Origin of the sequence: Polymorphospora sp. A560 (assembly GCF_045781765.1) — a bacterium.
Lineage (GTDB): Bacteria > Actinomycetota > Actinomycetes > Mycobacteriales > Micromonosporaceae > Polymorphospora > Polymorphospora lycopeni.
On sequence record NZ_CP122282.1, the window covers coordinates 7,576,377 to 7,589,300 of the forward strand.

Consider the following 12,924-nt stretch of genomic DNA (forward strand, 5'->3'; position numbering starts at 1 on the left):
CGACCGGGTCGGGGCGGGAGCCCGTGCCGGCGCTCAGTGTGTGCCGTCCGAGTTCGCGGCGGGCCCGCCGACGGCGGCGGCCTGTGCCCCGTCCGCCTCTGCCTGCTTCTTCAGCGTGTTCTTCTCGCCGGGCGTGAGGACCGGCGGCTCGGTCGACGGCTGGCGCTTGCCGAAGTTGTTGTACGGCGCCATCGGCGGCCGCTTGACCACCCGGGCGCAGATGCGGGCCATGTCGGTCTGGGAGATGGTCTCCTTCTCCATCAGCTCCAGCACGATGTTGTCGAGCACGTCCCGGTATTCGACCAGGATCTCCCAGGCCTCGTCGTGGGCCAGTTCGATCAGCGCCCGCATCTCGCCGTCGATCTCGGCGGCGACCGCGTCGGAGTAGTCCCGCTCGTGGCCCATGTTGCGACCGAGGAAGGGCTCGTCGCCGCTGGTGCCGTACTTGATGGCACCGAGCTTGGAGCTCATGCCGTACTGGGTGATCATGGCGCGGGCGAGCGCGGTGGCCTTCTCGATGTCGTTGCCGGCACCGGTGGTGGGCTCGTGGAAGACCAGTTCCTCGGCGGCCCGGCCGCCGAGCGCGTACGCCAGGGTGTCGATCATCTCGGCCCTGGTCTGGGTGTACTTGTCCTCGGTGGGCAGCACCAGCGTGTGTCCGAGCGACCGGCCCCGGGACAGGATCGTCACCTTGTGTACGGGCGCGGCGTGCGGCAGCGCCCAGGCGACCAGTGCGTGGCCGCCCTCGTGGTAGGCGGTGATCTTCTTCTCGTTGTCGCCCATGACCCGGGTGCGCCGCTGCGGGCCGGCGACCACCCGGTCGATCGACTCCTCCAGCGACTCGTTGGAGATCGCCCGCTTGTCCTGCCGGGCGGTCAGCAGGGCCGCCTCGTTGATCACGTTGGCCAGGTCGGCGCCGCTGAAGCCGGGGGTACGCCGGGCGACCGCGTCGAGGTCGACGTCGGGCGTGAACGGCTTGCCCTTGGCGTGCACCCGCAGGATGGCCTTGCGGCCCTCCATGTCGGGGGTGTCGACCGGGATCTGCCGGTCGAAGCGGCCCGGCCGCAGCAGGGCGGGGTCGAGGATGTCGGGCCGGTTGGTGGCGGCGATCAGGATGACGCCGCCCTTGGTGTCGAAGCCGTCCATCTCGACGAGGAGTTGGTTGAGGGTCTGCTCGCGCTCGTCGTGGCCACCGCCCATACCGGCACCCCGGTGCCGGCCGACGGCGTCGATCTCGTCGACGAACACGATGGCCGGGGCGTTGGCCTTCGCCTGCTCGAAGAGGTCGCGGACCCGGCTGGCGCCGACACCGACGAACATCTCGACGAAGTCGGAACCGGAGATCGAGTAGAAGGGCACGCCGGCCTCGCCGGCGACCGCGCGGGCGAGCAGGGTCTTACCCGTACCGGGCGGGCCGAAGAGCAGGACGCCCTTCGGGATCTTGGCGCCGAGCGCCTGGTACTTCGCCGGGTTCTGGAGGAAGTCCTTGATCTCGTGGAGTTCCTCCACGGCCTCCTCGGAGCCGGCGACGTCGGCGAACGTCGTCTTCGGCGTGTCCTTGGTGATCATCTTCGCCTTGGACTTGCCGAAGTTGAGCACCCGGGAGCCGCCGCCCTGCATCTGCGACATGAACAGCAGGAGCAGGATGACCAGCACCGCGATCGGCAGCAGGTTGACCAGCAGGGTGAGGAAGACGTTGTCCTGCGACACCTCGGTGTCGGCGGGGCCGGTGATCCGGTTGGCCGCCTTCGCCTCGAGCACGCTGTTCCAGACCTCGTCGCCCACCTGGTACGGGAACTGGGCCTCGATCTTGTCGGTGTCGGTGTCGCCGAACCGCGCCTGGTCGGCGAGGTCGAGCCGGAGCGTCTGCTCCTTGTCCTGTAGGACGGCCTTGTCGATGCCCCCCTTGTTGAGCTGCTCGAGCATCACCGAGGTGTCGACCTTGTGGTAGCTCGGACCGCTGGTGAAGAAAGAACTGAGTGCGATCGCACCGATGATCACCAGGATGATCCAGACCACCGGGCGGCGGAAGAAACGCGTACGTTCCATGCTGTTTCGAGCGCCGAAACGCCCGGACCCTCCTGATCGACGTCTTGGCCGTCTGGTTAGCCAGGAGCCGCCGGTGGCGACCTCTCGACCGGCTCGGGAGCCGGTTTCGACCCGACCTGGGTGGCCGGCCCTGATCCGACCGGACCGGCTGGTCGGCCGGGATCCGTCCGTCCGGGATCCGTCCGACCGGCCAGGATGGCCGGATTGCCCGCGGCACTGATCTGCTGCGCCACGGTCATTCGAAGGTACACCGTGAGCGCGAGGCGCGAGTGTTTCGGGGCGGTCTACGCACGGCGACACCGTCCCGGGTGTGCGTGTGGGCTCGCGGCCCCCGCGACAGCCGCCCCGGACCGCCCCGGGCTGGGTTCGGAACCGGGCCGGCCTGCTCCCGGCGCCGTCCACGGTAACGACGGTTCCTGAGAGTGGCCTGTACGCGCCGACGTGGTCAGGCCCGGGCGTAGACCTCGGGCTTGAGGACCCCGACGTACGGCAGTTCGCGGTAGCGCTCGCCGAAGTCGAGGCCGTACCCGACGACGAACTCGGTCGGGATGTCGAAGCCGACGTACTTCACCGGCACCGACACCTTGACCGCGTCGGGCTTGCGGAAGAGCGCGACCACCTCGACGCTGGCCGCCGACCGGGACTCCAGGTATTTCAGCAGCCACGACAGGGTGAGGCCGGAGTCGACGATGTCCTCGACGACCACGACGTGCCGGCCGGCGATGTCACGGTCGAGGTCCTTGAGGATGCGTACGACCCCGGACGAGGTGGTGCCCTGGCCGTAGGAGGAGACGGCCATGAACTCCATCTCGGTGGAGGGACCGTGGCGGCCGAGCGCCCGGGCGAAGTCGGCCATGAACATGACCGCGCCCTTGAGTACGCAGACGAGCAGCAGGCCGTCCTCGACCGAGGCGTAGTCGACGGAGACCTGCTTGGCCAGTTCCGCCGTCTTCTCGCGGATCTGGGCTTCCGAGATGATCACGTGGTCGATGTCGGCGTCGTACCAGGAGCCGTCAGACATGACCTAAGCCTGCCGTACGCGGGTTGCGGCCTGTCAGCGGGGCAGGCGCTTTTCGGCTGGCTGCCCCACGTACGGCGGGCGGCGGATCACGCACCGTCGCGGGTCAGGCGCTGGCCTGCCAGCGCCGGCCCTCGTCGGTGGGTTTCCAGTCGGCGGAATCGCGAGTGTCACTGGTCACACCGATGACCGAGGCGAGCGCGAGCAGCCCGACAAAAGCGAGAAGAACGAAGAATTCCATGGCGGCGTCAGCCTTTCGAGTCGGCTTGGAGAGCTTCGCCGCCGGTGCGCACCGGACGTCACGTAGAAGTCTCCGCCGCCGCCGACGGCCCGCCCAGTGGCAGAGATGCCATTGAACCTCGATTTCCTGCCACCTTCGGCGTAGGCTCGGCGGCATGCTCCGTACCGTCGCCGTGATCGCCCTCGACCAGGTCGCCGCCTTCGAACTGGGCGTGCTCTGCGAGGTCTTCGGCACCGACCGCACCGCCGACGGGTTCCCCGGCTACCGGTTCGACGTCTGCACCGCCGACGGCCAGCCGGTTCGCACCCGGTCCGGGTTCGGCATCACGCCGGCCGCCGACCTGACCCCGGCCGCGGACGCCGACCTGGTCGCCGTACCCGCCCACGCCGAGGGCGGCCACATCCCGCCCGCGGTGCTGGACGCGCTGCGCCGGGCCGCCGACCGGGGGGCGTACGTCCTCAGCGTCTGCTCCGGTGCCTTCGTGCTCGGCGAGGCCGGGCTGCTAAACGGGCGGGAGTGCACCACCCACTGGCGCTACGCCGACCTGCTCGCCGACCGCTACCCGCTGGCCCGGGTCCGCTGCAACTCCCTCTACGTCCAGGACGGCAACCTGCTGACCAGCGCCGGCACGGCCGCCGGGATCGACGCCTGCCTGCACCTGGTCCGGCAGGAACACGGCTCGGCGCTGGCCACCAAGCTCGCCCGGCGGATGGTCGTACCGCCGCACCGCGACGGGGGGCAGGCGCAGTTCATCGAGGCGCCGATCCCGCGTACGCCGGACGCGCCCACCCTCGAACCGGTGCTCGGCTGGCTGATGGGCAACCTCGACAAGACCACCACCGTCGAGGAGTTGGCCGGACGCGCCCACATGGCACCCCGGACGTTCGCCCGCCGGTTCCGGGCCGAGACCGGCACCACGCCGCACGACTGGCTGACCAACCAGCGGGTGCTGCTCGCCCGGCGCCTGCTGGAGGAGACCGCGCTGAGCGTCGAGGCGATCGCGGTCCGGGCCGGTTTCGGTGACGCGGCCGCGATGCGGCACCACTTCGGGCGCCGGGTCGGCGCCACCCCGCACGCCTACCGGGCCACCTTCCGCGAGCGGGTCTGAGCAGCCCGAAACACGAGCGGGTCTGAGCAGCCCGAAACACGAGCGGGTCTGAGCGACCAGGAACGCGAGCGGTCCAAGCCGCCCGGAACACGAGCGGGTCCGAGCCGGCCGCGGGATCAGTACCCCACGGCCAACCCGTCGGCGCGCGGTTCGGAACCGGCGACGTACCCGCCGTCCGGCAGCCGCCAGATCGCCTGGCCGTACCCGAAGGTCGACGGCTCGGGCTCGACGGTGATCTCGTGGCCCCGGCCGCGCAGGTCGGCGACCACGTCGCCGTCGAGTCCGGGCTCGACGAGCAGCGACCGGCCGGCGTGCCAGTACCAGCGCGGCGCGTCCAGGGCGGCCTGCGGGTCGAGCCCGCCGTCCAGCGTCGACGAGATGACCTGCACGTGTCCCTGTGGCTGCATGTGGCCGCCCATCACCCCGAACGGCCCCACCGGCTCGCCGCCGCGGGTCAGGAAGCCGGGGATGATCGTGTGGTACGGCCGCTTGCCGGGCGCGGCGACGTTGGGATGCGCCGGGTCGAGGCTGAACCCGGCACCCCGGTTCTGCAGGCCGAAGCCGAGGCCGGGCACCACGACGTACGACCCGAAGCCGAGGTAGTTGGACTGGATGAGGCTCACCATCAGCCCGTCCCGGTCGGCGGCGCACAGGTAGACGGTGCCGCCCCGGGCCGGGTCGCCGGGTCCCGGCGTGCCGGCCCGCTCGCCGATCAACGCCCGCCGTGCGGCGACGTACGCGGGGTCGAGCAGTCCGGCCGTCGGGACGGAGACCCGCTCCGGGTCGGCGACGTACGCGTGGGCGTCGGCGAAGCCGAGCTTCGTCGCCTCGATCTGCCAGTGCAGCCGCCGCGCCGCCGGCATCCCGGCCAGGTCGACCCCGTCCAGGATGGCCAGCGCCATCAGCGCCGCCACCCCCTGCCCGTTCGGCGGCAGCTCCCACACCTCGTGCCCGCGGTAGGCCACCGACACCGGGTCGACCCAGGTGGACCGGTGCCCGGCCAGGTCGTCGGCGGTCAGCAGGCCACCGGTCGCGGCGGCGTACCGGGCCAGCGCGGTCGCGATCTCGCCCCGGTAGAAGTCGGCGGCACCGCTGGCCGCGATCCGGCGCAGTGTGCCGGCCGCCGCCGGGTTGCGCCACCGCTCGCCGGCCCGGGGAGCCCGCCCGCCGACCGTGAAGACCCGGCCCCACTCGGCGAACTCCGGCCCGGCCAGCTCCGCGTGGGTACGCACCGACCGGGCCCAGCCGGCGGCGACCCCCGGCGACACCGGGAAGCCGTGTTCGGCGTACCGGACGGCGTCGTCGAAGAGGTCGGCGAACGGCAGCGAGCCGAACCGGTCGTGCAGGTCCCGCCAGCCGGCCGGAGCCCCGGGTACGGTCACCGGCAGCCAGCCCCGGGCCGGCAGCCCGGGGGCGGCGGACTGGGCACCACCGTGCCCCGCGCTCGGCTCGGCCCCACGGCCGCCGGTCGCGGCGAGCACCGCCGCGCGGGTCAGCGCCGCCGGCGACCGGCCCGAGGCGTTGAGGCCGTGCAGCCGCCGTCCGTCCCACACCATGGCGAACAGGTCGCCGCCGATGTCGTTGGAGCCGGGCTGCACCACGGTCAGCGCGATCGCGGTGGCCAGTGCGGCGTCGACGGCGTTGCCGCCGCGGCGCAGGACCGCCGTACCGGCCGCCGCGGCCAGCGGCTGGCTGGTGGCGACGATGCCGTGCGGGGCGTACACGGGTTGTCTGGGGTGCGGCATCCGGCCAGTCTCACCCGGCGCCGAGGTGCCCGCCATGGCGGGCCACCCGGATGCCGCCGGGCAGGAAGGTCGGCCCCTGTCCGCGCCAGGCGGTGACGAGGGCGTCGAGCGCCTCGACGTGCCGGTGGGACAGGGCGGCCGGGGCGGCGCCCAACTCGCGGGCCCAGGCGTGCAGGACCCGGCCACGCAGCGCGGCCGGCAGTGCGGCGAGCACGGCGACCCGCAGCCCGCCGGCCGGGTCGCGGGCGGCCGCCAGGTGGTCGGCGGCGAGCGCGTCGAGCGCGGCGGTGTCGGCCGCGACCAGCGCCGCGGTGCGGGCCAGGTTGCCCACCACGCCGGGGCCGAGCGCCTCGACCAGCGCCGGCAGCAGGTCGGACCGGACCCGGGCCCGGGCGTACGACGGATCGGTGTTGTGCGGGTCGTCCCACGGGGTCAGGTCGAGCGCGGCGCACGCGGCGCGGGTCTGCGCCCGGGTGACGTCGAGCAGCGGCCGGCACAGCGCGATGCCGTCGAGGACGCGGACCGCCGGCATGCCGGCCAGCCCGCGCGGTCCGGCCCCGCGGGCAAGGGCGAGCAGCACGGTCTCGGCCTGGTCGTCGCGGGTGTGCCCGAGCAGTACGGTGCCGGCCCGGTGCCGGTGGGCGGCGGATACGAGTGCCTCGTAGCGGGCGTCCCGGGCGGCCGCCTCGGGTCCGCCCGGACGGCCGGCGACCTCGACCGTGGCGACCTCGACCGGCGCGAACCCGGCCCGGCCGGCCCAGTCCGCTACGGCCCGGGCCCGCCGCGCCGAACCGGCCTGCAGGCCGTGGTCGACGGTCACCAGCCCCACGTCGACGCCCTGTCGCGGGCCGACGAACACCGCCGCCGCGGCCAGGGCCAGCGAGTCGGCCCCACCGGAGCAGGCGACCAGCACCCGGGCCCGCCGGGTGCCGGGCACCGGGTCGGTCGCGGCCGGCGGGTCCGGAATCGGGGCGGACCCGACCTGGTCGAGTGCCCGTCGGACCGCGAGCCGGACCGCGGCGACCGGCGCGGCGAGGACGGCCACGGTCGGTTGGCGGCGGGTCAGCCGGCGGCGGAGACCGGCCCGACCGGGCCGTGTACGCGGGCCACCCACGCGCCCGGGTCGCCGAGTTCGTCCAGCCGGGGCAGGGTGAGCGGGGAGCTGAAGATCTTGTTGAAGCCGGCCATCCCGACCCGGTCGACCACCCCGTGCACGAACTTGCGGCCCTCGGCGTACTGACGCATCTTGACGTCGATGCCGAGGAGCTTGCGGATCGCCTTCTCGACCGGGTTGCCGGCCTCGCGGCGCCGGTTGAACTTCGCCCGGATCACGCCGACGCTCGGGATGACCTCGGGGCCGACCCCGTCCATCACGAACTCCGCGTGCCCCTCGAGCAGCGTCATCAGCGCGGTGAGCCGGTCGAGCACGGCCCGCTGCCCCGGCGTCTGCACGATGTCGAGCACGCTGGCCCGGCTGTCCGGGTTGCGTACGGTGTCGGACAGGGTGGCCACGCCGCGGCGGATCCGGTCGAGGAGGTTGTCGCCGCCGGCCTGGGAGGCGTCGACGAACGCCTGCACCTCGCCGAAGAAGTAGCCGCGCATCCACGGCACGGCGGTGAACTGGGTGCGGTGGGTCACCTCGTGCAGGCAGACCCAGAGGCGGAAGTCGCGGGGCTCGGCCTGGAGCTTGCGCTCCACCTCGACGATGTTCGGCGCGACGAGCAGGAGCTGGCCCGGATCGGCGGAGAAGACCTCGTACTGCCCGAGCACCCGGCCGGACAGGTAGGCGAGCACCGTACCGGCCTGGACGCCGGTGAGCCGGGAACCGACCGCGTCGGTCAGCGCCCCGGGCTGCTTGTCGCCGGACAGCCGGTTGACCAGCGGTGTGATCACCTCGCTGAGGCCGGCGATGTTGACCGCCGCCCAGTCCCGCCGGTCGACGATCCGTACCGGCGGGTGGGCCACCAGCGACCGTAGCCCGGTGTACTCCGCCACGTGCCCGGCGGCCTCGTCGGTCAGCCGCCGCAGGTCGGCGACGACCTCGGTGGCCTCCTCGTAGGAGACTCTCGGTCCCGACTTGCCCAGTGCTCCCGCGGTGGCAGCGGCAAGATCCCAGTCCACGAACTGCGCCATGCAACCACCGTACCCGCGCCGGAACACCCCCGGCCCGGCTCGGAGCCGGGCCGGCGGCGCGGGCCGCTGTCAGCGGCAGCCGCAGGAGGCCAGGGCGCCGGCGATCCGGTCGAGGGCCGGTTGCGCCACGCTGGAGTCGGTGGGCACCTGGTCGGCCAGGATCGCGAACGCCAGCAGCCGGCCCTCGGCGGTCGTGACCACGCCGGAGATCGCGTTCACCCCGGAGAGGGTGCCGGTCTTGGCGCGTACGACGCCGGCTCCGGCGGCGCTGCCGGCGGCCGGGCTGCGGAACCGGTGGCTCAGGGTTCCGGACCAGCCGGCGACGGGCAGGCCGCCGAAGATGCCGACCAGTTCCGGGCGGGTGCCACCGGCGGCGAGCATGATCAGGTCGGTGAGGAGGGACGGGGTGAGACGGTTGGTCCGCGACAGGCCGCTGCCGTCGGCGAGTCCGCTCTCCGCCTCGGGCAGCCCGAGTTCGACGAGTACGGCGTCGACCGCGGCCGCACCTCCGGCGAACGAGGCGGGCTGCTGGCGGGCGAGCGCCACCTGCCGGGCCAACGCCTCGGCGATCAGGTTCTCGCTGTCGCTGAGCATGAACTCGACCAGGCGGTACATCGGCGGTGACTGGACCTGACCGAGTTCGGTGCCGGGCGCGATCATGGCGCCCTCCGGACCGGGTCCCGCGGCGGTCGCCGTCGGCGCGGTGCTGACCACCGAACCGCCGCTGGCGTCGGCCGACGGTGTGCCGGGGCCGGTCGGCGCGGTGCCCCGGGCGACGCCCTGGACGGCGGCGGCCGGCATCCCGAGCGCCTTGGCGAAGGCCTGCCCGGCGGCGATGTCCGGGTTGTTCAGCCGCCGGGTGCAGCCGGTGGCGTTCTTCGGGTTGGCGCGGGCGGCGTCGGTCATCAACGCCATGACCGGGCCGCCGCAGCCGCCGGTCGGGATGTCGGAATCCCAGCCGGGCTCGTAGATCGGGCCGGAGTAGAGCGAGGAGTCGACGGTGACCCGGGTCGGGACGGCCCCGCCGAGCGCCGCCTTGACCTGCTCGGCCAACTGGTCGAGGCGGGCCGCGCCCGGGTAGCTGCCGGTGGCGTTCATGGCCAGGGTGGGGTCGCCACCACCGATCAGCACGACCTCGCCGGGCTGGGCGCCGGCCACGGCCCGGGTCGGGATCCGGTAGCCCGGGCCACGCGCGGCGAGCACGGTCAGGCCGGTGACCAGTTTGGTGGTCGACGCCGGAACGGTCAGCGCGTCGGGTCCGCGCTCGTAGAGCACCTCGCCGGTGGCGATGTCGAGCACCGAGATGTTGACCCGGCCGCCCAGTCGCTGCGGGTCGACCAGCGGGTCGACGGCGGCCTGCACGCCGGCCCTGGTCGGCATCGGCGCGTTCGCGGTCACCCCGTCGAGCACGGGCGACGGCATCGGATCCGGCGGGTCGGCGGTCGGCGTCCCGCCGTCGGCGCCGCCGAGCCAGCCGGCGACCGGTCCGGGCCGTACGACGGCCAGTCCGGCCGCCGCGGCCACCAGGACCAGCACCGAGGCGAGTACGGCGACCAGCGGACCCCGACAGCCGGCGGCGGGCGGGGACGGGCGGCTCGGCGGGCGGTGGCCCGGCGGCCGGGCGCGGCGCGGGTGGTGGCTGCTGCCCGGCGGCCGGCTCCGGCTGGCCGGGGCGACCCGGCGGTCGCTGGCCGGCGCTCGGCGGGCCGGGTACCTGGTCGAGCGGGATCGCCCAGTTGTCGGGTGCGCCGCCGGCCGGGCGGGCCGGGGCGGGGCGATGTGCGGGCGGCACCGGTGGGGTGGCCGGCGGCCGGGCCGGCGGTGGCGTCGCCTGGTCGAGCGGGATCGACCAGGTCGGCATGTTGACCCGGCCGGTCGGACGCGGTTGCTCCGGCCGGTCGGGCGGCGGCGGGGTCACCTGATCGAGTGGGATCGACCAGGTACGGGGTTCCGGGCGCGGACCATGATCGGCGGGTGGCGGCCCGGGCGGGGAGTGCGGCGCGGCGCCGGGCACCCCGTCCATCGGGATCGACCAGCCCTGCGTCGGGTGGACCGGCACGCTGGCCCGGCCGGTCGGCGGGGGCACCACGGCCCGCCCGTGTGACGTACCCGCGCCGTGCGGAGCCGGTGGCGGTCCGCCGGGGTATCGTCCGGGAGCCGGGTGGGCCGCAGGTCGGGGGCGTCCACCGGTGGTCTGCCCGTCGAAACCCTCGTTGGGGTTCGGCGGCCCGTCCACCGGGCCAGAGTGTGAATCTTGCCTCCCCACCGGCCCCTCCTCCAGATCCGTAACTTGACTACGCGACACTACTTGCGTCCGAACACCTGACGGTGCCCGGACCGAGACGGATGGGGCAACATCCGTCCGGTCGGCGCCGCCTGGTCCGTTAGCCAGCGTGGGCAACGAGGGAGCGTGAAGATGGATTTCGACGTGACGGTTGAGATCCCGAAGGGTCACCGCAACAAATACGAAGTTGACCACGCGACCGGCCGGATCCGGCTGGACCGCACACTCTTCACCTCGACGCAGTACCCCGCCGACTACGGGTTCATCGAGGGAACCCTGGGCGAGGACGGCGACCCGCTGGACGCCCTGGTGCTGGTGCCCGAGCCGACGTTTCCAGGGTGCCTCATCCGGTGCCGCACCATCGGCATGTTCCGGATGACGGACGAAAAAGGTGGCGACGACAAGGTCCTGTGCGTGCCGTTCGAGGACCCGCGGCAGGAGCACCTGCGCGACATCCACCACCTCGGCGAGTTCGACCGGCTGGAGATCCAGCACTTCTTCGAGGTCTACAAGGACCTGGAGCCCGGCAAGTCGGTGGAGGGCGCGACCTGGGTCGGCCGCATCGAGGCCGAGGCGGAGATCCGGGCGTCGTACCGCCGGCACGAGGAAGCCGTGGCCAAGGGCGAAGAGATCCACTGAGTTTTCGCGCTGGTCGAACGCGTGGTCCGGCCGGGCCACGCGTTCGTTTCTTTCCGGACTGTTTCTCGCCGGACTGCTTCCCGCCGGGCGGGTTCTGTCCGGATCCCGTCAGTTGCCGCTCAGCCGAGCAGGTCCCTGGCCTGTGTGTAGAGGCCGAGCACCGCGCAGGCGACCGGCACCAGCGACAGCACCGTAGCCGTGTCGAGCAGGTCGGCCGCCCGGCCCAGGTAGGGCGACGGCGGGCGCCGGGCGTACGTGGCCCCGGCGACCACCGTCAGCAGCGCCAGTGGCAGCCCGCCGACGAGTACCGCGAACCCGACGGCCGGATCCCCGTCGGCCGCCAGTGCCGCCCCGAGCACCCCGAACCCGGCCAGCCCGGCGGCGACCAGGGCGGTCCGCTGCGCCCGGGTCGCGAAGAGCCGCGACCGCAGCAGCAGCGCCGCCGCGGCGACCGCCACCAGCGACCGCCCGGCCCAGCCGGCGGTGACCAGCACCGTCGCGGCCGCGACGGTGAGCAGCGCGTGCCCGACGAGCATTCCGGCGAGCAGTTCCTCGGTACGGGCGACGGCCGAGTGGACCAGCCGCCGGTCGGGCCGCTCGCGGGCAGCGTCCGTCCGGTCGGGCCCGGTGCCCGCCCGGTCGGGGGCGGCGTCCGTGGCCGGGAAGCCGTCGACGCCGTCGGCGCTGTCGGTGCCGGACGGCAGCGTGACCGGTGGCATCGGCAGCCGGCCCAGCCGGATGGCCAGTAGTGGCAGCACCCCGATGCCGCACACCAGCAGCACGGTGAGGATCGCCGCCGCGCCGGCGGCGGGCAGGAAGAGGTCGGCGGTGGCGGTGGCCGTGCCCAGCGCCCCGACGAGTACGCCGGCGGCGAAGACCCGCTCGACGGCGGCCACCCCGGCCAGGCCGAACACCGCGACCACCAGCAGCGCGACGGACGCGGCGAGCAACTCCGGGCCGCCGAGCCAGCGCAGCGGCCCGGGAAGGCCGACCGGGTCCCCGGAGGCGACCAGCAGCGCGCCGCCGGTGAAGCCGTATAGCATCGCGAACCCGCCCAGCGCCGCGCCGCCGACGGCGTCGCCGTACGCCCGTGACGCGACCGTGCCGGCGAGCGTGAGCAGTACGGCGGCGGCGAGCCCGGCGTACGCCCCGACCGGCCAGCCGGGGCCGGCCAGGACGAGGGTGAGCAGCCCGACCGCGAGCGGCACGCCGGCACCGGCGACGGTCGCCGTCCGGGTCGCCCGGGCCGACCAGCCGCCGCCACGCCGGGCCGCGTCGGCGATCACCTCCACGACGTCGTCGTATTCGAGTTCGGGCCACTGGGCGCGGGCGGGTACGAGGTGCAGCACCTCGCCGTCGCGTACCCCCTGGGGTTGCAGGCCCTGACCGGCGGTGAGCGGCGCACCGTCGGTGCGGCGCAGCACCCAACCGCCGTGCCGCTCCCCGTCGTCGGCGAGTCCCTCGCCGGCGTGGCGCAGCAGTTCGGGCAGGAGTTCGGCGAGCGGCAGCCGATCGGGGACGGCGACGTCGACCCGGCGTCGGGGGGTGCTCACGGTGACTCGGGCCAGCCCGGTGCTCATCGGCGGTCCTCCAGACGTCGGGCGTACGGAGTGCGGCGCGGCGGAGCGTGGCGCCGGGATCGCGCGGGCGGCGCCTGGCCCGGCCCGCGGGGTCAGCGCGGACGACGGCACTTTACCTACCATGGGC

10 protein-coding genes are annotated in these 12,924 nt (G+C 74.0%); 2 read left to right on the forward strand and 8 right to left on the reverse strand.

Annotated elements, in window-relative coordinates; genetic code table 11:
* Window positions 1-33: 33 nt before the first annotated feature.
* The 3 genes from ftsH to QCD66_RS34165 form a co-directional block, all read right to left on the reverse strand.
* Entirely contained in the window at window positions 34-2,049 is a 2,016-nt protein-coding gene (gene ftsH, locus QCD66_RS34155) for an ATP-dependent zinc metalloprotease FtsH (protein ID WP_364221050.1), read from the reverse strand.
* A gap of 445 nt (window positions 2,050-2,494) precedes the next feature.
* On the reverse strand, window positions 2,495-3,070 hold the full coding sequence (gene hpt, locus QCD66_RS34160; protein WP_212825745.1) for a hypoxanthine phosphoribosyltransferase: 576 nt from the start codon (window positions 3,068-3,070) through the stop codon (window positions 2,495-2,497).
* A gap of 103 nt (window positions 3,071-3,173) precedes the next feature.
* Window positions 3,174-3,308: a hypothetical protein gene (locus QCD66_RS34165; protein ID WP_357535298.1), complete on the reverse strand. Its 135-nt coding sequence runs from the start codon at window positions 3,306-3,308 to the stop codon at window positions 3,174-3,176.
* Between the two features lie 154 nt (window positions 3,309-3,462).
* Between QCD66_RS34165 and QCD66_RS34170 the strand changes: the two genes are divergently transcribed.
* Window positions 3,463-4,416, forward strand: a complete 954-nt coding sequence (locus QCD66_RS34170) for a GlxA family transcriptional regulator (RefSeq protein WP_375735828.1) — start codon at window positions 3,463-3,465, stop codon at window positions 4,414-4,416.
* A gap of 116 nt (window positions 4,417-4,532) precedes the next feature.
* Here the strand turns inward: QCD66_RS34170 and QCD66_RS34175 are convergent, their stop codons facing one another.
* The 4 genes from QCD66_RS34175 to dacB form a co-directional block, all read right to left on the reverse strand.
* The gene (locus QCD66_RS34175; protein ID WP_375735827.1) at window positions 4,533-6,161 is read right to left on the reverse strand and encodes a gamma-glutamyltransferase family protein; all 1,629 of its coding nucleotides are present in this window, start codon (window positions 6,159-6,161) and stop codon (window positions 4,533-4,535) included.
* A gap of 10 nt (window positions 6,162-6,171) precedes the next feature.
* A complete protein-coding gene (gene tilS, locus QCD66_RS34180) occupies window positions 6,172-7,206 on the reverse strand; it encodes a tRNA lysidine(34) synthetase TilS (RefSeq protein WP_407566928.1) in 1,035 nt (344 codons plus the stop codon).
* A 17-nt stretch (window positions 7,207-7,223) separates the two neighbouring features.
* Window positions 7,224-8,294 (reverse strand): zinc-dependent metalloprotease, encoded by a 1,071-nt coding sequence (locus QCD66_RS34185; protein ID WP_375737296.1) that lies wholly within the window; start codon window positions 8,292-8,294, stop codon window positions 7,224-7,226.
* Window positions 8,295-8,363: 69 nt separating this feature from the next.
* Window positions 8,364-9,851, reverse strand: a complete 1,488-nt coding sequence (dacB, locus tag QCD66_RS34190; protein WP_375737297.1) for a D-alanyl-D-alanine carboxypeptidase/D-alanyl-D-alanine-endopeptidase — start codon at window positions 9,849-9,851, stop codon at window positions 8,364-8,366.
* 859 nt (window positions 9,852-10,710) lie between these two features.
* Between dacB and QCD66_RS34195 the strand changes: the two genes are divergently transcribed.
* Entirely contained in the window at window positions 10,711-11,217 is a 507-nt protein-coding gene (locus QCD66_RS34195; RefSeq protein WP_357535288.1) for an inorganic diphosphatase, read from the forward strand.
* 119 nt (window positions 11,218-11,336) lie between these two features.
* Here the strand turns inward: QCD66_RS34195 and eccD are convergent, their stop codons facing one another.
* Complete coding sequence (eccD, locus tag QCD66_RS34200) at window positions 11,337-12,797, reverse strand: type VII secretion integral membrane protein EccD (protein WP_375735966.1); 1,461 nt, start codon at window positions 12,795-12,797, stop codon at window positions 11,337-11,339.
* Window positions 12,798-12,924 lie beyond the last annotated feature (127 nt).